The sequence below is a fragment of the Castellaniella sp. genome, assembly GCF_049651205.1.
Taxonomy (GTDB): Bacteria; Pseudomonadota; Gammaproteobacteria; order Burkholderiales; family Burkholderiaceae_B; genus Castellaniella.
This window is the reverse complement of record NZ_JBASBR010000015.1, coordinates 81,222-99,147: the sequence shown is the minus strand read 5'-3', so window position 1 is coordinate 99,147 and position 17,926 is coordinate 81,222. Positions and strand designations below refer to the sequence as shown.

Genomic DNA, 17,926 nt, shown 5'->3' with positions numbered 1-17,926 from the left:
CTCCCGCGCCATGTACGATATTTTGGTTTATTTGTTCGAAAACTACTACACGCCTCAATCTTGCCCCCGGGCAGAGATTCTGGCCAGCAAGCTTGCGGCTGTAGGATTCGAACACGACGACATTAATGACGCCCTCAACTGGCTGCGCAGCCTTGCCAGCTCCACCGAGCGCTGCCTGCCGCTGGCACTGCCTGAGGGCCCGCACCCGGCGGCCACGCGTATCTATACCTCCAACGAATACGCAGCCCTGGGCTCCGAAGCCATCGGTTTCATCACCTTCCTCGAGATCTCGGGCAGCCTGCCGCCCGCGTTGCGCGAAATCCTCATCGAAACCGCCCAAGAAGCCGACAGCTTCCCGCTATCGCTCTCCGAGATCAAGGTACTGGCCCTGATGGTGCTCTGGAGCCAGGAAGCCGAGGTCGACCACCTGGTGTTCGAAGAGCTCCTGGCCGACGACGACAACCGGCTCTCGCACTAAGCCCATGACGCCCACCTACGTGGGGCGTTTTGCACCCAGCCCCAGTGGTCCGCTGCACGCAGGATCTTTGGTAAGCGCCCTGGCCAGCTACCTGGATGCCCGCGCACACCATGGCCGCTGGCTGGTGCGCATCGAAGACATCGACGAGCCGCGCACCGAGCCGGGCGCAGACCACTTCATCCTGCACCAGTTGCAGGCACTGGGCATGCAGCCAGACGCGCCTGTGGTGTGGCAAACCCATCGCAAGGCCCTGTACGCCCGCGCATTTCAGGTCTTGCAAGAAAACGCGCGGGTGTACCCCTGCTACTGCACCCGGCGGCAACGCCCGCCCGGCCCCTATCCGGGCACCTGCCGGCCACAGAAGGCCTCAGGGCAGCATCCGCAGGCAGCCGGCATGGCAGCCCCCCCTACCCAGCAGCCCGGCAAGCACGCGCCCGCCTGGCGTTTTCTGCTTGATCCTCAAGTAGAAACATTTACTGATCGCTGGGCAGGCCCGAAATCCCAGAATGTCAGCCGCGAGGTGGGAGACTTCATTGTGCGGCGGGCCGACGGCTTATGGGCATACCAACTGGCGGTTGTGGTGGACGACGCCGAGCAGGGGGTTACCCATGTCGTGCGCGGCGCCGATCTGCTGGGCTCAAGCGGCTGTCAGGCCCAACTGGCACGGACCTTGGGGCTACCCTGCCTTCAGTGGCTGCACGTTCCGCTAGTGCTGGATGCCCAGGGCCGCAAGTTATCCAAACAAAATCACGCACCGGCATTAAACCTGGATACCCCGCTGGACACCCTGCAACAGGCCTGGGTTGCCCTCGGGTTTGCGCCGGTGGATTGCCACACACCGACAGGCTTCTGGCCCCTGGCAACCGAGCACTGGGCGCGACGCTTTGCCGCAGTTTGATATATTTGATCCACCCGCACGAGCACCCCGCCGGTGGCAGGCACACCCTGGCCCCAAGCCATTTTGCCGCGCTTTCCGGCACACAGGCCCGGTACCGGGGACGAGACGGAAACTTGCATGCTGCGGTAGCCCCTCGTATGATCCGCGCTATTGTGGTTGCAAAACGGCCACCAATGGAACCCCATGACCAAAACTCTGATTATTGCTGAAAAACCCTCGGTTGCCCTGGATATCTCCCGTGCCTTGGGTGGTTTCACCCGCGAAGGCGATTACTTCGAAAGCGAGCAGTACGTGCTGTCGTCCAGCGTCGGCCACCTGCTCAGCCTGGTGGCGCCCAACGACCCCGTCCGCGGCAAATGGAGTTTTGCGCATCTGCCCGTCATCCCGCCACAATTTGAACTCAGCCCCACCGACAAGCGCTCCTCCGAGCGCCTGAAGCTGCTGGTCAAATTGCTCAAGCGCAAGGATGTCGGCGCCGTGATCAATGCCTGTGACGCGGGCCGTGAAGGCGAGCTGATTTTCCGCTACATCGTGCAATACGCCGGTATCAAAAAGCCCATCCAGCGGCTGTGGCTCCGGTCCATGACGCAGGCAGCCATCCGCGAGGCCTTTGCCAACCTGCGCGACGATGACACCATGAAGCCGCTCGAAGCAGCGGCCCGCTCGCGTGCCGAGGCCGACTGGCTGGTGGGCATCAATGGCACGCGCGCCATGACTGCCTTTAACAGCAAGGATGGCGGCTTTTTTAAAACGCCGGTGGGTCGAGTGCAAACACCGACCCTGGCCATCGTGATGGAGCGCGAAGACCGCATCCGCAGCTTTGTCAGCCGTGATTACTGGGAAGTCCATGCCACCTTCGTGGCGGCAGCAGGCCTGTACGAAGGCCGCTGGTTCGATCCAGACTTCAAGAAAAACGAGCAAGACCCCGATGCGCGTGACTCGCGCCTGTGGGCGGCCAGCGCAGCACAAAGCGTGGTCAGTGCCTGCCGCGAGCAAGCAGGCGTGGTAACAGAAGAATCCAAGCCCAGCACGCAGATGTCTCCGGCGTTGTTTGATCTCACCACCTTGCAGCGCGAAGCCAACTCGCGGTTTGGCTTCTCGGCCAAAACCACGCTGTCATTGGCCCAGACGCTGTACGAGCGCCACAAGGCCCTGACCTATCCACGTACCGATTCACGTTACCTGCCCCAGGATTACGTCAGCACCGTGCAGCAAACCATGCAGGTATTGTCTGCAGCCGACTCCAGCGTGGCGCGCTCGGTGCAGCCCTTTGCGCAGCAAGTGGTCGAGCAGCAATGGGTCAAGCCCAACCGGCGCATCTTCGATGACAAAAAGGTCTCGGATCACTTTGCCATTATCCCCACGCTGCAGGTACCGCGCGAGCTCAGCGATGCCGAATTCAAGATTTACGAACTGATCGCCCGGCGTTTTCTGGCTGTGTTTTTCCCGGCAGCCGAGTTTCGCGTCACCACCCGCATCACCCAGGTCTCGGGCCATCATTTCAAGACCGAGGGCAAGATCCTGGTGTCACCGGGCTGGCTGGCCATTTATGGCCGCGAATCACAAGGCGACGAGAGCTCTCTGGTGGCCGTAGCCGATGGCGAACGCGTACGCACAGAAGACATCGAGGCACGCGGCCTGGCCACCAAGCCACCGGCACGCTTTAACGAAGCCACCCTGCTGTCTGCCATGGAAGGCGCCGGCAAGCTGGTGGATGACGAAGCCCTGCGCGAAGCCATGTCCGAGCGAGGCCTGGGCACGCCAGCCACACGTGCAGCCATCATCGAAGGGCTGATCAACGAAACCTATCTGCGCCGTGAAGGCCGTGATCTAGTGCCCAGCGCCAAGGCACGCCAGCTGATGACACTGCTATCGGGCCTGGGGGTCAACGAACTGACCTCTCCAGAGCTTACCGGCGGCTGGGAGCACCAGCTGAAGCTGATCGAACAGCGACAGCTGGATCGCGAATCCTTCATGCGCGAAATCGCCCAGATGACGCAGGTGATTGTGAAGCGTGCCAAAGAGTACGAACGCGATACCGTGCCGGGCGACTACGCGACCCTGCAAACACCCTGCCCAAAATGTGGCGCAGTGGTCAAGGAAAACTACCGTCGTTATGCCTGCACCGCCTGCGACTTCTCGATCGGCAAGCACCCGGGCGGGCGCACCTTCGAGGTCACCGAGGTTGAAGAGCTGCTGAAAACACGCACGCTGGGACCCCTGACTGGCTTTATCAGCAAGATGGGACGGCCCTTTGCTGCGGTGCTGCGCATCACCGATGAATTCAAGCTTGAGTTTGATTTTGGCCAGAAAGAAGACGAGGACACCGAGCCGGTTGATTTCTCCGGCCAGACGGCCCTGGGCCCCTGCCCCAAGTGTGGCGGCCAGGTGTACGAACACGGCATGAACTACATCTGCGAACATGCCACCGGGCCCAATAAAACCTGCAGTTTCCGCAGCGGCAAAGTGATCTTGCAGCAAGAGATCCCTGCCAGCCAAATGACGCAACTGCTGGCCACAGGAAAAACCGATCTGTTTGACGGCTTTGTCTCCAGCCGCACCAACCGCAAGTTCAAGGCCTACCTGGTGCGCCAGGCCGATGGCAAGATCGGCTTCGAGTTCGAGGCGCGCACACCCAAGGCGGGCACCAAGGCTGCGGCAGGCAAAAAGGCAACCACCAGCAAGGCTGCAAGCAAGACAACTGCCAGCAAAACAGCGGCAAAAACCACCACGGCGGCCAAGAAAGCCCCCAGCAAGACGGCCACCAAGGCAAGCGCCGGCAAAACAGCCCCTGCCGGCAAGACCACCACTAAAGCGGCCAGCAAAGCCACCACACGCCGTAAGCCAGCTGCCAAGGCCACCCAGACCGAAGACGATACACCCGCCTTCTGAGACGCAAGCAGAGCCAACAAGCCGCATACCCGGCCTGCTCCATGCAGAGCAGCCGGGTATGCGGTTTTCAGCGTCAGGGAAGGCGGTATCTACTGCGTCTGCCGCCAGACACAGCCACACCGGCGCCAGCCGATGCAGCCCATACCGTTAGCGGTAAACCAGATCGCGGAAATACAACGAAAGATCGGGCCAGTAGGTGATGATCATCAGACAGACCAGCACCACGCCCACAAACGGCAGCAGCGGACGAATCAGACGCTCGATGGGCACCTTGGCCACCGTGCAGGCAGCAAAGAGATTGACACCGAAGGGGGGCGTGACCATACCCAGCGCGAGGTTGACCACCATGATGACGCCAAAGTGGGCGGGGTCGACCCCAAACTGCATGGCCACCGGCAGCAGCAAGGGGGCCAGCACCACGATGGATGCCGAGGTTTCGATAAACATGCCGATAAAGAACAGCGCAAAATTTATCCCCAGCAAAAAACTGATTTCGCTACCAAACAGTTGGCCCAGCCAGTGACCCAGCGCCATGGGTACCCCGGCCCGGTTGAGCAGAAAGCCAAACACCCCGGCATTGGCGATGATGAACATGATGATGGCGGTGGACACCACCGAGCGGTGAAACGTGCGGCCCAACGAAGCAAAGGTGAGACGGCGATAAATAAATGTACCGACAAACAGGGCATATACCACGGCCACCGCGGAGGCCTCGGTGGGCGTAAATACGCCCCCGTAGATGCCGCCCAGGATGATCACCGGCATCAGCAGTGCCCACCACGCTTTTACAAAAGCCGTCCAGACAGGCAGGCGGTTTTCACCGTCACGTTTACCCAAGCCATTGCGCCGCGCATACAACCACACGTAAAGCATCATGGCCACAACAATCAGCAGGCCCGGGCCGATGCCGGAAATAAACACCTCGCCCACGGATGTGTCAGTGGACACGGCGTAAAGAATCATGGGAATAGAGGGCGGAATAATGACGCCAAGCTCGGCCGCTGAAGCCTGCAAAGACGCGGCAAAGGGCGCAGGATAGCCATGCTTGACCATGGCCGGAATCAGGATCGCGCCCACAGCAAAGGTGGTGGCCACACTGGAGCCCGCCACTGCGGCAAAGATCATGCAGGTAAGCACGCAGCTGCAAGCTAGGCCGCCCTGCACACCACCCACCACACTCTTGGCAAACTCGACCATGCGCTCGGAGATGCCCCCTTGCTCCATGAGGTTGCCGGCCAGGATAAAAAACGGCACCGCCACCAGAGGGTATTTATCCAGCGCAGCGTACAGTTGCTGGGCAATCACCAGCCAGGTCATGTGGCCGTCGAAACCGACCCCAGCCATGGTGGCCAGCCCGATGGACACGGCCACGGGCACGGTAAGCCCAAAAAACAGCAACATGGAGACGACCATGAGTTGCGACATGATCAGCTCCTAGACGGTTTCAACATAGGGAACACGGGAGTCTTCGGCCCAATAGGCCAGTGCCCCCAGCAGCGACAGAAAAGCCCCCACAGGAATGGAAAGATAGATCCAGGAAATGGACCAACCCAGACTGGGCGTGGTTTGAAAGCGCACCCGCCATGTCATGTCTGCGCCAATCCAGACCAGAAAACCTAAAAAACACACCACAATCGCCAACACCAGGTGCTCGAGCAGACGCGCCTTGCGCGGCGCCAGCAGATTGTGAAGGAGATCGACCCCCAGCATGGCGCCCTGGCGAAACGCCAGGGAGATGCCCAGCATCACCGCCCAAATGATGGACGCCCGTGTCCAGGCCTCGGACCAGGCCGATGGCGACTGAAGCACAAAACGCGCCATCACCTGATAAAAGCCGGCGGCCACAGACGACCACAGCAGAGCCTGTGCAAGCCGGGACACCCAGCGGGAGAGAAAACGGTCGAGTACTCCTAGTGCGCGCATCGGCTTACTGCGTATCGCGAATGGCTTCGACGAGTTCTTTGCCGAACTGCTTGTAGTACTGCGGATAGACGGGCTGAACAGCCTTTACAAAGGCGGCATGATCTACCGTATTGATCTGCATGCCATTGGCCTTGAGGGTTTCAAGACCGTCTTTCTCAACCTTGTCCACAAACTGGCGCATAGCCTGGGCACTGGCCACACCCGCGGCCTTGAATTTGGCCTTGTCAGCGTCCGACAGACCGTTGTAGACAGCGGGCGACATCAACACCAATGCCGGGCCGTACACGTGGGCGGTAAGCGACAGGTATTTTTGCAGCTGCCACATCTTGACGGAAACAATCACGGACAGGGGGTTTTCCTGGCCATCGATGGTGCCTTGCTGCAAGGCGGTGGCCACTTCAGGCCAGGCCATGGGCGTTGCCAGCACACCCAGTTCGCGGAACGCGGCAATATGGATGGGGTTTTCGGTGGTGCGGATCTTCAAACCCTTGATGTCGGCGGGCTCTTTGACCGGCCGCACATTATTGGTGAGGTGACGGAACCCTTGTTCACCCCAGGCCAGTGCAATCAGGCCGCGCTTGGGAAACTCGGCCAGCATGTCCTGACCAATCTTGCCGTCCAATACCTTGCGGGCATGAGCAAGATCACGGAACAAAAACGGGATGTCGAAGACACCGGTTTGCGGCACAAAATTAAGCGTGGCCCCCGTAGACACAATCGCCAGATCGATGGTGCCCAGTTGCAGGCCTTCGATGACTTCGCGCTCGCCACCCAGCTGGCTGTTGGGAAACTGCTGGACTTTGAAATCGGGTGTGCTGGCCTCTAGTGTTTTGGCAAAGGCGGCAGCACCTGCCCCATAGTGCGAGCTTTCGGATAGCGCATAGGCCATCTTGAGCGTGGTTTGGGCCAGTACCGGCCCGCTTGCAGTAAGGCCCACAAGGGCCACGGCGGCCAGCCAGCCGGCAAATTTCTTAGCGTGATGCATGATGTCTCCTGTGAGTGCGGACAGCCCTGGCCAAACAGGTAATGGCAGGTTGTTGAACCGGTAAAGTTCTAACACGAAGCGCTCCTTACCCGCAACGCGGGCAAACCTGGGGATATCCACAATCCATGCGCCTGCGAGAGACTCAGATCACCGCAACAGGCAGGCGGATTATTCTTCGACGTACCAGGTGTCTTCGGACAACATCACCTGCTGATGGCCGTAGCCAGCCGGCATCATCGGGAAACAATTTTGCAGGGGCACCACAGCCACATCCAGAAAATACGGGCCATCGTGTGCCATGCAGGCGGCCAGCGCGGCGTCGAGATCGCGCGGGTGATCCACCCGGGCAGCCCCCCAGCCAAAGGCACCGGCCAGCGCCACAAAATCGGGGATCGACGCGTTGTAGCTGTGGCTGTAACGGCCTTCGTGAATCAGCTCTTGCCACTGGCGCACCATGCCCATATGGCCGTTATTGCACAGGATCACCTTGACCGGGGCATGATGCTGCATCGCCGTGGCAAGCTCCTGGATGTTCATCAGCACCGAGGCATCGCCACTGATGCACACCACGGGTTTGTCGGGGTGTGCCACCTGCGCGCCGATGGCCGCCGGCAAGCCATAACCCATGGTGCCCGCCCCGCCCGAGGTTAACCAGCGATTGGGGCGATCCAGGTGAATATACTGGGCGGCCCACATCTGGTGCTGGCCCACATCGGTGGACACAATCGCATCGCGCCCGGCGATCAGGCGGTCGACCCGCTGCATGAGATCTTGCGGCAGGATGACATCGGCCGAGGGCGTTACCTTCAGGCAATCGCGGGCCTGCCACACGCCAATGCGCTGCCACCAGTCGGCCAGCCGGCCAGCATCCAGCGCATATTGGCCCAGCTCTTTGTGCAGGGCGCGCAGCAGCGGATAACAATCTCCCACCAGCGCCACATCGGCCCGCACCACTTTATTGATGGAAGCGGGGTCGATATCCAGATGGATTTTGTCGGCATGCGGGCAAAAATCGGACAAACGCCCCGTGATGCGGTCGTCAAACCGGGCGCCCACACAAATGATGAGATCGGCATGGTGCATGGCCAGATTGGCCTGCAGGGTGCCATGCATGCCCAGCATTCCAAGAAACTGGGGCTCGGCCGCCGGAAAAGCCCCCAGGCCCATCAGCGTGAGGGTGCATGGCGCGCCAGTGGCCTGCACCAGCGATCCAAATGCGTGGCAGGCATCCACGCCCGAGTTGATCAACCCGCCACCACCGTAAAACACAGGCCGGCGCGCCTTGGCAATCAGCGCCGCCGCCCGTTTGATAGCGGCTTCGGCGGCCGGTTGCATGGTTTCAACGGCAGGCTCGGGCTCGGCCACCGGCGATTGATGCTCGGGCGGCACCAGCGCCATCTGTAAATCTTTGGGGAAATCCAGTAACACAGGGCCCGGACGCCCGGCGCGTGTGAGACGCAGGGCCTTGGCCACGAGGTCGGCCACGTCTTCGATGCGCCGCACCTGGGCATTCCATTTGGTGACCGGCCGCGAGATGCCCACAGCGTCGCACTCCTGGAAGGCGTCTGTGCCGATGGCGCTGGACGCCACCTGGCCACTGATGCACAGCACCGGGATGGAATCACACAAGGCATCCAGCAAGCCGGTTGTAGTGTTGGACATCCCCGGGCCGGAGGTGACAAACACCACCCCCGGGCGCCCCGTAGACCGCGCGTACCCCTCGGCGGCATGCATGGCGGCCTGCTCGTGGCGCACCAGCACGTGATGGATACCTGGCTGGGCATACAGGGCATCGTACAGGGGCAACACCGCCCCACCTGGATAACCAAAAACGGTGTCCACACCCAGGGCAATCAGGGTATCCAGCAAGACCTCGGCGCCATTGCGGCCAGCGGATATTTGATCGGAGGAATCGCGCAGCGGCGCAGGGGCGGGGGCATTCACGGGACAGAACCTGAGGGTGGAGAAAGGACAAGACCCAGTGTATCTCGTTTCCCCCGCCACCAACCCTACCAGGCAGGTGGTTTCCACGGGATCTCCCGGGCTGGCAAACCGCTCAATCCGCAGTAGCATGCTGTAGTTCAGTGCCTTTTGGGCACCCGCCATTTGTCTTCTCTCCTGCGTATTCATGTCCGATCAGCCCGCACCAAACCCTGCACTGCCTCTCGACATCCCCAGCCCCGACCCAGCCGTCCGCGTCTCGCTACGCTTCGAAGACTGGCTTACCGTGCTTAGCCTGGCTACCCTGGCGTGTATCACGCTGGCCAATGTCATCGTGCGCTACCTCACCGACCAGTCCTTTGCCTGGACAGAAGAGATCTCCATTTTTCTGCTGGTGGTGCTTACCATGAGCGCGGGCTCGTCGGCATTTGTGCGCCGCCTGCACATCCGCATCGAACTCATCGCCGCTGGCGGCACTACCCGCCGCCAGCGGCGGCTGGCGCTGCTCTCGGATGGTATTTGCCTGCTGTTTTTCGCGGTGCTCACGGTTTTGCTGGGCCGCATGGCACTGGATGAACTCAACTGGGGCGACACCTCGCCCGCCATCGGAGTACCCACCTGGTGGTATTCGATATGGCTGCCCGTTTTGGCGGGCATCATCACGTTGCGGCTAGCCGGGATGCTGCTGCGCACCTGGAGGCTGCCACGATGATTGCCTCCCTGTTATTTGGCCTGTTTGTCATCCTGATGGTCATCGGCGTGCCCGTGGGCGTGGCCCTGGGTGGCGCTGGCACACTGGCCATCGCCCTGGCCAACCCCGATACCCACTGGTTTGGGCTGATGGCGGTATCGCAAAGCTTTTATGCTGGCCTGGCCAAGTACCCGCTGCTGGCCATCCCGATGTTTGTGCTGGTGGGTTCCATTTTTGATCGCTCGGGCGTGGCCGCAAAGCTGGTGCGCCTGGCACAGTCCATCACCGGCAACGGGCCGGGCATGCTGGCCGTGGTCACCATCACGGTGGCGATGTTCCTGGGGGGCATTTCAGGCTCGGGCCCGGCCTGTGCCGCCGCTGTGGGCGCCATCATGATTGGCGCCATGAACCGCGCCGGTTATCCGCGTGCCTACTCGGCCAGCGTGGTGGCGGCAGGTGCTGCCACCGACATCCTGATCCCGCCCTCCATTGCCATGATTGTGTACTCGATCCTGGTACCTCAGGCCTCGGTGCCCGCCCTGTTCGCCGCAGGCATGCTGCCGGGCATCTTGGCCGGTATTGGCCTGATCATCCCGGCCGTGTGGCTGGCTCGGCGCCACAATATGGGCGCCGAATCCCGCAAAGAGCCACGCCCGGCATTCTGGCGCAGCCTGTTCGAGGCCATCCCGGGGCTGGCCGCCCCGGTGATCATCCTGGGCGGCATGCGCATGGGGTATTTCACTCCCACCGAAGCCGCCGTGGTGGCGGTGTTCTACGGCCTGTTCATCGGGTTTTTTGTGCATCGCACCATGCGCTGGCGGGATTTATTCCCCATTTTGCGCGAAGCCGGCGAGCTCTCCGCCGTGATCATGATGATCGTGACACTGGCGGGCATTTTTGCCTGGTCACTCTCTACCCTGTCAATCATCGATCCCATCACCAAGGCCATCGTGCACTCGGGCCTGGGCTCTTACGGCGTGATGACGCTGCTGGTGTTGCTGCTTATCGTGGCGGGGATGTTCCTCGACGGGATTTCCATCTTCTTGATTTTCGTGCCGCTGATCCAGCCTGTGGCCATGGCTTTTCAGTGGGATCTGGTGTGGCTGGGCGTGGTGCTGACACTGATGGTGGCAGTGGGGCAATTTACGCCGCCTGTGGCGGTTAACCTGATGGTTTCCAGCAAAATTGCCCGTATCCCCATGGAAACCACGGTGCCCTGGGTGCTGTGGCTGGTGGGCGGCATGTTGTGCGCACTGATTCTGGTGGTGGTTTTTCCGCAGATTGCGTTATGGTTGCCGCATTATCTGGGATACTGATTATTTGCTGGATCTCGCGGGGAAGGCTGTTGTGAGGGTCATTTTCACAGACCTCGCCCGGACATGTGGGGGGTTGCAAGCACAGGTCGCAATTTTGCGGCTGCGCCGCGGATGGACGAGTGTGCTCCAACAGTGCTTGCAACACCCCACATGTCCAGGCTGACGAAAAGAGGGGCGGCGTGGACCCAAGTTGTGGCGGACGAAAAGAGGGGCGGGAGCCGCTTCGCGCTGACGAGAGCATCAATCAGGGATACAAATTTCACACGTGGTCCGGGAGGACTGCGGATTTTTCAGGAGAGGAGACTACACCATGCATTTCACACGACTCATCGGCGCCGCAGCCCTGGCCGTCACGGCCCTGGCCACGACGCTGCCGGCCCAGGCGGCCGACTACAAATCAGAATACAAGCTGTCCATCGTGGTGGGCACCAATTTCCCCTGGGGTCAGGGGGCGGTGATCTGGTCTGATCTGGTGCGCGAGCGCACCAACGGGCGCATCAACATCAAAGTCTACCCGGGCACCTCCCTGGTGCAGGGCGACCAAACCCGCGAGTTCACCGCCATCCGCCAGGGCGTGATCGACATGGCCATTGGTTCCACCATCAACTGGTCACCGCAGGTCAAAGAACTCAATCTTTTTTCGCTGCCTTTCCTGATGCCCGATTACCCAGCCATCGACGCTCTCACCCAGGGCAAGGTGGGTGAGCAGATTTTCGACACCCTTAGCAAAAAGGGCGTGGTACCCCTGGCCTGGGGCGAAAACGGTTACCGGCAGTTGTCCAACTCGGTTCGTGAAGTCAAGGCACCCGAAGACATCAAGGGCATGAAACTGCGCGTTGTCGGTTCGCCGCTGTACATCGATACATTCACCGCGCTGGGCGCCAACCCCACCCAAATGAGCTGGGCAGACGCACAACCCGCGCTAGCCAGTGGCGCTGTAGACGGCCAGGAAAACCCGCTGTCCATCTACGCCGGCGCCAAGCTGTACGATGTCGGCCAAAAATACCTCAGCCTCTGGAACTACGTCGCCGATCCGCTGATCTTTGTGGTCAACAAAGACGTCTGGAACACCTGGTCTCCTGCCGATCAAAAGATCGTGCGTGAGGCGGCCATCGAAGCCGGCAAAAAAGAGATCGTGATCGCACGCAAGGGTGTCACCAACACCGATAACTCGCTGCTCAAGGAGATCGAAAGCCATAACGTCACGGTTACCGTCCTGTCGCCAGAGCAAATCGATGCATTTGCAAAAGTCACCAAACCCGTGTTCGACAAATGGTCCAAGGAGATTGGCGCCGATCTGGTGAAGCAAGCCCAGGAAGATATCGCCAAGCGTTAAGATAGCAACGTCCACCAGACGTTTGCGTCTCTGAACAGCCAGTCTCCCGACTGGCTGTCTGCATTTTATTCAGCCTCCCCGGCCACCATGGAAATCTCTTTCGACATTGTCGTACTGCTGTTTTTTGTTGCCATGATGGCCGGCACCATTGATGCCATTGCCGGGGGCGGCGGCCTGATCACCATTCCCGCCCTGCTGGCCGTGGGGATGCCTCCAGGGGCGGCCATCGCCACCAACAAGATTGGCGGGTTTGCCTGTTCGGCCGCAGCCACTATTCATTTTTTACGCATCCGTCAGCTCGATCTCAAGCGCAGCCGCTGGATGATGCTGGGTACGCTTCTCGGATCGCTGGTGGGGGGCATTGCGCTTACCCGCATCGACAGCAATGTGCTCAAGCAAGTCATCCCTGTGCTGCTGATCGGCTTTGCCGTCTATTTCTTGCTGTCGCCCAAGGTAGGGGCACAAGATCGCACCCAACGCATCACCACGGGTATGTACGCGCTTTGCATCGCACCGCTGATCGGCTTTTACGACGGTTTTTTTGGCCCCGGGTCGGGCACCTTTCTTGCCATTTCACTGGTGACGCTGCTTGGCATGAACCTGGTCAAAGCCACGGCTCATGCCAAGCTGCTCAATCTGTGCAGTAATCTGTCGGCGGTCATCTTTTATGCCTTGCACGGCAATATCTGGTGGGCCTATGGCCTGCCCTTGCTGGTGGGCCAATGGATCGGTGGCACGATCGGTGCGCGGCTGGTGGTGACACGAGGCCATCAGCTCATCCGTGTCTTGATGGTGCTGATGGCGGTTGCCGTATCGCTGAAAATGATTTTTTTTGATTAATCTGCAGGATGCAGGCGGCGCACATCCAGGCTCACATCGCCCCGATCACAAGACACCCAGGCATTGCGATCCGTCACATTGATGCTCAGACTCATATTGCGCTGAGCCAGCTCGCCCAAAGCCCTGCTGGCGTCAGCATCCAGGCAGTACACCTGCAAATTGGCAGCCCGGGCCACCTTGTTGCGCACACCCGCCCACCAAAGGTCTACCCCGCGCCCATAGGCCAGCACCATCACCTGCCCGGCGCGTCCACAGGCTTTTAGCAGACGGCGTTCATCTGGCAGGCCCACTTCGATCCACTGCTCGACGGCACCCGTGAGATCCAGCTGCCAGAGCGCCGGCTCATCCGTGTCGCTTAATCCCCGCGTAAACACCAGGCGCTCATCTGCCTGAACCCACAGCGCATACGCCAGCAAACGCACCATCAGGCGTTCGTCGGTTTCCGAGGGATGTCTGGCCACGGTAAGCGCGTGGCTGGCGTAATAGCCACGGTCGTTGTCGGCAACGTGAAGATCGGCTTTGAAAACAGTGGCGCGCAATGCCATTGAACAATCTCTGAAAAATGAAGGCTCAGGCCTGAAAGCGAGACAGGACAAGGTGGCTGCCCGGACACCCCCTTGCCAAACCCAGGTCTATTTAAATGCAGTCTCGATGAAGCTGCGCAATTTGCGTGAGTGCAGGCGCTCACCCGGCATCTCCCGCAGGTGCTCCAGCGCCCGGATGCCAATATGCAGGTGTTGATTGACCTGTGTGCGGTAAAACGCACTGGCCATGCCCGGCAGTTTAAGCTCACCATGCAAAGGCTTGTCGGACACGCACAGCAGGGTGCCGTACGGCACCCGAAAACGAAACCCATTGGCCGCGACGGTGGCAGACTCCATATCCAGTGCAATAGCCCGCGACTGCGAGAGGCGCTGCACAGGTTCTTGTTGGTCGCGAAGCTCCCAGTTGCGGTTGTCGATAGTGGCCACCGTACCGGTACGCATGATTTTCTTAAGCTCCCAGCCCGACAGGCCGGCCACTTCGGCCACCGCTTGCTCTAGTGCCACCTGCACCTCTGCCAACGGCGGCACAGGCACCCACAAAGGGAGGTCGTCATCCAGTACGTGGTCTTCACGGACGTAGCCATGGGCCAGCACGTAATCGCCCAGGCGCTGTGTGGTGCGCAGGCCGGCGCAATGGCCCAGCATCAGCCAGGCCGATGGGCGCAGCACTGCCACGTGATCGGTAATGGTTTTGGCGTTGGACGGCCCCACACCGATATTGATCAAGGTGATGCCGGTGTGTCCCTCGCGGGTGATGTGGTAGGTAGGCATCTGGGGCGTAAACGCCAGTGCCGGTGCCTCCTGGGTAGCGGTTTCGCGGGTGACGATATGGTTACCTGGCTGCACCAGCGCCTGGTAACCGCCCGTGCCGCTGGCCAGGGTGGCCCGTGCCCATTTTACAAACTCATCCACGTAAAACTGGTAGTTGGTAAACAGCACGAAGTCCTGAAAATGTGTGGGCGACGTGCCTGTGTAATGCTGCAGGCGCTGCAGTGAGTAATCTACCCGCGGTCCGGTAAACGGCGCCAGTGGCCGCGGCTGATTGGGCCGCCCGCGCCAGGTGCCATTGACAATGGCATCATCGGTGACTGCAAGGTCGGGCACATCGAAGTGGTCGCGCAGCGTATGCCCTGGCACTTCAGAGTACTCACCCTGTGCATACTCGCCCTCGGGGAACGCAAAGTGCAGCGGGATCGGCAGATCGGACTCACCGATCTCGACGGGCACATTGTGGTTGCGCAGCAGCAGGCGCACTTGCTCACGCAGATAATCGCGAAACAGCGTGGGCCGGGTGACGGTAGTCATATAGACACCGGGCTCGACCAGATGCCCGTACGACAGGCGGCTGTCGACTTCGGGATAGGTATTGATCCGGATCCGGATAGCCGGATAGCAGGCCCGCACCCGTTGACCAAGCTCAAGCGTGCCGGCACCGTACTCGCGAAACGCATCCCGAATAAACGCGGTGTTGCGTTGGTACAGCTTGATCAGCTGCTCAACCGCTGCATCGGCATCGGTATAGCTGGAAAACGGCACCAGTGGCGGCAGCCGGGTCGGGCGGAGTGCATCAGCGTATTTGTCCATGCCTGATTATGGCAGGTTCGGGTGACGAGGGGATGACAGAGCACCCCATCGACCTGATCTTGTGACGCGATCAGCTCGCCCGGCGGTGCACTTCCCGTCCGGCTGCATAAGTGGCGGCAATTGCACGGTCATCGCCCAGCATGGCCAGGGCAAAGAGCAGCTCTTCAAGCGATTCCACGCGTGCAGTGCGGCGTGCCAGCAATGGCGTGGCCTGGGGGTCGAGCACAATGAAATCGGCTTCAGCACCGGGTTCCAGTGTGCCCACCTGGCCCGTCAGGCCCAGGTGCTTGGCAGCGCCTTGCGTGGCCTGCCAGAACATGCGCCGGGCGGTCAGGTGATGGCCTGACAGGCGGGCCACCTTGTGGGCTTCGTTCATGGTTTGCAGCATCGAAAACGACGAGCCGCCACCCACGTCGGTTGCCAGCGTGACAGGCATGGAGAAATTCCGCGCAGCGGCAAAATCAAACAGGCCGCTGCCCAGAAACTGATTGGAAGTGGGGCAATGTGCCGCCACCGCGCCGGCATCACGCATGCGGCGGCGGTCATCGTCATCCAGCCAGACACAATGGCCGTACACCGCACGCGGACGCAGCAGACCAAAGTGGTCGTAAATATCCAGATAGCTGCGATGGCCGGGAAACAGGCTCATCACCCATTTCACTTCATCCTTGTTTTCAGACACATGCGACTGGATGAAGACATCGTCGTATTGCTGGGCCAGCTCGCGGCAGCGCCCCAATTGCTCGGGGCTGGAGGTAGGGGCAAAGCGCGGCGTCAGGGCATACATCTGGCGCCCGGTGCCGTGCCAGCGTTGCAGCAGCATTTCGCTGTCGCGGGCTCCGGTTTCAGCCGTGTCGCGCAGGTACTCGGGGCAGTTGCGGTCCATCATCACCTTACCGGCCACCATACGCAAATTGCGGCTGTGGCTTTCCTCAAAAAAGGCCTGGGCCGAGCCCGGATGAACCGTGCAATACACCAGTGCCGTCGTGGTGCCACAGCGCAGCAGCTCATCCAGAAAAAACCGCGCCACCTCCTGCGCATACTCGGGATTTTCAAAGCGGCGCTCGGTAGGAAACGTATAGGTTTCCAGCCAAGGCAGCAGGCCGGGTGCCGGCGAGGCAATCATGTCGGTCTGCGGATAGTGGATGTGTGTATCAATGAAACCGGCAGTAATCAGGCGCCCGCGCCAATCGTGCACTGCGATGCCCGGTGGCAGATCCTTGATCAGTTGATCATATTCGCCACAATGCTGGATCTGGCCATCACACACCACCAACAGGCCATCGCGGATCCATTCACAAGCCTCGTCCTCTGCCTTGGGCGTATCGCGAAAATACAGCAGTTGCGCGCGATAGGCCTGAATCTCGGACACAGCGGGGATGGTTGACGATGAGGTCATGGAGTCTCCTGGTTTTTGTATTGGCTGCCCTGCGGCAAAGCCTGTGCAAAGGGGTGTCAATGCGCCATGGCAGCATCCACGCCAGACAGGCTGGGAGCCTGTGTGAGGCGCGTGCGCAGACGCATCAACTGGGCGGCAACCGAAACGGCGATGATAGCCGGCTGCTTGCCTTCGATGCCGGGTTCGCCGATGGGACAGGTGATGCGGGCATAGCGGTCGGGCGAAATCCCGCGCAGCCGAAAACGTTGTTGAAACTTATGCCACTTGGTGGCCGAGCCAATAAGGCCAATGTAAGCTGTGTCGTCACGTTTGAGCAGCTCTTCACAAAGGTGCTGATCCAGTGCGTGATCGTGAGTCATCACCAGAAAGCAGCTGCCGGGCGGAGCATATTCGATGAGGGCCTCGGGCGTATCGGTGGCTTCGATGGTGACATTGGGCGCCACGGCGTCGGGAAACATCCCGTCGCGCGTATCCACCCAGGTAACCTGGCACGGCAAAGTGCCCAAAATGCTGACCAGGGCCTGGCCCACGTGTCCGGCGCCAAACACCATCACCTGCAGAGGATCCGGCATAAGCGGCTCTGCAAGCACCGCACAGCCGCGGGCATCTTGCGGATTTAACAGGCGGGCTGCCTGAAACCTGTTGGCCGGCCTGGAGGCTGCCCCCGGCGCCTGCAGGCGCACCCAGGCGGCTACCCCTGGCGCACCTACCCCCACCTCGCGTTCAAACGCTTCCTGCCGATGCAGACGATCGTGGCAATCCTGCAGCCAGCTCTGGTCGCCAGGCTGCAGCTGCTCAAAAAGCAGGGTAACCAGCCCGCCACAGCACTGGCCTGCCGAGGCCGCCAACGGCATCTCCTGCACCCAGCGATCCGGCTGGCCGGGGTGCTGAAGATGTTGCCGGGCCAGATGCGTGGCCTGCCACTCAAGCTGGCCACCGCCAATCGTCAGCCACTGATGGCCTGCTGACACCAGCATCTTGGCACCGGCCTCGCGAGGCGCGGAACCACGCACTGCCGCGACGGTGATCAGCACCACCGCCTGTTGCCGGTTCAGGCACCAAAGCGCCTGATCGATCCAGGCCGTCGTCGACATATGC

15 protein-coding genes are annotated in these 17,926 nt (G+C 60.8%); 7 read left to right on the top strand and 8 right to left on the bottom strand.

What is annotated here, in order from left to right:
- Positions 1 to 10: 10 nt before the first annotated feature.
- From WA928_RS10875 to WA928_RS10865, 3 genes are all read left to right on the top strand, one after another.
- Positions 11 to 478 carry a DUF494 family protein gene (locus WA928_RS10875; protein ID WP_424303306.1) on the top strand — a complete coding sequence of 156 codons (468 nt, stop codon included), beginning with the start codon at positions 11 to 13 and terminating at the stop codon, positions 476 to 478.
- 4 nt (positions 479 to 482) lie between these two features.
- On the top strand, positions 483 to 1,376 hold the full coding sequence (gluQRS, locus tag WA928_RS10870) for a tRNA glutamyl-Q(34) synthetase GluQRS (RefSeq protein ID WP_424303303.1): 894 nt from the start codon (positions 483 to 485) through the stop codon (positions 1,374 to 1,376).
- A 183-nt stretch (positions 1,377 to 1,559) separates the two neighbouring features.
- A complete protein-coding gene (locus WA928_RS10865; RefSeq protein WP_424303300.1) occupies positions 1,560 to 4,268 on the top strand; it encodes a DNA topoisomerase III in 2,709 nt (902 codons plus the stop codon).
- A 147-nt stretch (positions 4,269 to 4,415) separates the two neighbouring features.
- Here WA928_RS10865 and WA928_RS10860 read toward each other — a convergent pair whose 3' ends face one another.
- The 4 genes from WA928_RS10860 to ilvB all read right to left on the bottom strand — a co-directional run bounded on the left by WA928_RS10860 (position 4,416) and on the right by ilvB (position 9,120).
- A complete protein-coding gene (locus WA928_RS10860) occupies positions 4,416 to 5,693 on the bottom strand; it encodes a TRAP transporter large permease (protein ID WP_424303297.1) in 1,278 nt (425 codons plus the stop codon).
- Between the two features lie 9 nt (positions 5,694 to 5,702).
- Entirely contained in the window at positions 5,703 to 6,191 is a 489-nt protein-coding gene (locus WA928_RS10855; protein WP_424303294.1) for a TRAP transporter small permease, read from the bottom strand.
- Between the two features lie 4 nt (positions 6,192 to 6,195).
- Positions 6,196 to 7,176 carry a TRAP transporter substrate-binding protein gene (locus WA928_RS10850; RefSeq protein WP_350381153.1) on the bottom strand — a complete coding sequence of 327 codons (981 nt, stop codon included), beginning with the start codon at positions 7,174 to 7,176 and terminating at the stop codon, positions 6,196 to 6,198.
- Positions 7,177 to 7,344: 168 nt separating this feature from the next.
- Positions 7,345 to 9,120: a biosynthetic-type acetolactate synthase large subunit gene (gene ilvB, locus WA928_RS10845; RefSeq protein ID WP_424303291.1), complete on the bottom strand. Its 1,776-nt coding sequence runs from the start codon at positions 9,118 to 9,120 to the stop codon at positions 7,345 to 7,347.
- A 184-nt stretch (positions 9,121 to 9,304) separates the two neighbouring features.
- On the opposite strand from ilvB, the gene WA928_RS10840 reads away from it, so the two are divergent.
- The 4 genes from WA928_RS10840 to WA928_RS10825 all read left to right on the top strand — a co-directional run bounded on the left by WA928_RS10840 (position 9,305) and on the right by WA928_RS10825 (position 13,300).
- Positions 9,305 to 9,829, top strand: a complete 525-nt coding sequence (locus tag WA928_RS10840) for a TRAP transporter small permease (protein ID WP_424303288.1) — start codon at positions 9,305 to 9,307, stop codon at positions 9,827 to 9,829.
- On the top strand, positions 9,826 to 11,124 hold the full coding sequence (locus tag WA928_RS10835; protein WP_350381158.1) for a TRAP transporter large permease: 1,299 nt from the start codon (positions 9,826 to 9,828) through the stop codon (positions 11,122 to 11,124). Before WA928_RS10840 ends, WA928_RS10835 begins: the two co-directional genes overlap by 4 nt.
- A gap of 310 nt (positions 11,125 to 11,434) precedes the next feature.
- Positions 11,435 to 12,460, top strand: coding sequence for a DctP family TRAP transporter solute-binding subunit (locus tag WA928_RS10830; protein ID WP_424303285.1), 1,026 nt, complete (start codon positions 11,435 to 11,437; stop codon positions 12,458 to 12,460).
- Positions 12,461 to 12,547: 87 nt separating this feature from the next.
- Positions 12,548 to 13,300 carry a TSUP family transporter gene (locus WA928_RS10825; RefSeq protein ID WP_424303282.1) on the top strand — a complete coding sequence of 251 codons (753 nt, stop codon included), beginning with the start codon at positions 12,548 to 12,550 and terminating at the stop codon, positions 13,298 to 13,300.
- On the opposite strand, the gene WA928_RS10820 is transcribed toward WA928_RS10825, so the two are convergent.
- From WA928_RS10820 to xdhC, 4 genes are all read right to left on the bottom strand, one after another.
- Entirely contained in the window at positions 13,297 to 13,845 is a 549-nt protein-coding gene (locus WA928_RS10820; RefSeq protein ID WP_350381163.1) for a YaeQ family protein, read from the bottom strand. The two genes, WA928_RS10825 and WA928_RS10820, sit on opposite strands and share 4 nt — an antisense overlap.
- An 87-nt stretch (positions 13,846 to 13,932) precedes the next feature.
- The gene (locus tag WA928_RS10815) at positions 13,933 to 15,429 is read right to left on the bottom strand and encodes an AMP nucleosidase (RefSeq protein WP_350381165.1); all 1,497 of its coding nucleotides are present in this window, start codon (positions 15,427 to 15,429) and stop codon (positions 13,933 to 13,935) included.
- A gap of 70 nt (positions 15,430 to 15,499) precedes the next feature.
- Positions 15,500 to 16,828 carry a guanine deaminase gene (gene guaD, locus WA928_RS10810; protein WP_424303277.1) on the bottom strand — a complete coding sequence of 443 codons (1,329 nt, stop codon included), beginning with the start codon at positions 16,826 to 16,828 and terminating at the stop codon, positions 15,500 to 15,502.
- A gap of 56 nt (positions 16,829 to 16,884) precedes the next feature.
- Entirely contained in the window at positions 16,885 to 17,922 is a 1,038-nt protein-coding gene (gene xdhC / locus WA928_RS10805; protein ID WP_350381169.1) for a xanthine dehydrogenase accessory protein XdhC, read from the bottom strand.
- Positions 17,923 to 17,926 lie beyond the last annotated feature (4 nt).

What these genes read in the sequence shown, in the direction of transcription:
- WA928_RS10875 (WP_424303306.1), top strand. Translation starts at nt 11, where the DNA reads ATGTACGATATTTTGGTTTATTTGTTCGAAAACTACTACACGCCTCAA.
- gluQRS (WP_424303303.1), top strand. Translation starts at nt 483, where the DNA reads ATGACGCCCACCTACGTGGGGCGTTTTGCACCCAGCCCCAGTGGTCCG.
- WA928_RS10865 (WP_424303300.1), top strand. Translation starts at nt 1,560, where the DNA reads ATGACCAAAACTCTGATTATTGCTGAAAAACCCTCGGTTGCCCTGGAT.
- WA928_RS10860 (WP_424303297.1), bottom strand. Translation starts at nt 5,693, where the DNA reads ATGTCGCAACTCATGGTCGTCTCCATGTTGCTGTTTTTTGGGCTTACC.
- WA928_RS10855 (WP_424303294.1), bottom strand. Translation starts at nt 6,191, where the DNA reads ATGCGCGCACTAGGAGTACTCGACCGTTTTCTCTCCCGCTGGGTGTCC.
- WA928_RS10850 (WP_350381153.1), bottom strand. Translation starts at nt 7,176, where the DNA reads ATGCATCACGCTAAGAAATTTGCCGGCTGGCTGGCCGCCGTGGCCCTT.
- WA928_RS10840 (WP_424303288.1), top strand. Translation starts at nt 9,305, where the DNA reads ATGTCCGATCAGCCCGCACCAAACCCTGCACTGCCTCTCGACATCCCC.
- WA928_RS10835 (WP_350381158.1), top strand. Translation starts at nt 9,826, where the DNA reads ATGATTGCCTCCCTGTTATTTGGCCTGTTTGTCATCCTGATGGTCATC.
- WA928_RS10830 (WP_424303285.1), top strand. Translation starts at nt 11,435, where the DNA reads ATGCATTTCACACGACTCATCGGCGCCGCAGCCCTGGCCGTCACGGCC.
- WA928_RS10825 (WP_424303282.1), top strand. Translation starts at nt 12,548, where the DNA reads ATGGAAATCTCTTTCGACATTGTCGTACTGCTGTTTTTTGTTGCCATG.
- WA928_RS10820 (WP_350381163.1), bottom strand. Translation starts at nt 13,845, where the DNA reads ATGGCATTGCGCGCCACTGTTTTCAAAGCCGATCTTCACGTTGCCGAC.
- WA928_RS10815 (WP_350381165.1), bottom strand. Translation starts at nt 15,429, where the DNA reads ATGGACAAATACGCTGATGCACTCCGCCCGACCCGGCTGCCGCCACTG.
- guaD (WP_424303277.1), bottom strand. Translation starts at nt 16,828, where the DNA reads ATGACCTCATCGTCAACCATCCCCGCTGTGTCCGAGATTCAGGCCTAT.
- xdhC (WP_350381169.1), bottom strand. Translation starts at nt 17,922, where the DNA reads ATGTCGACGACGGCCTGGATCGATCAGGCGCTTTGGTGCCTGAACCGG.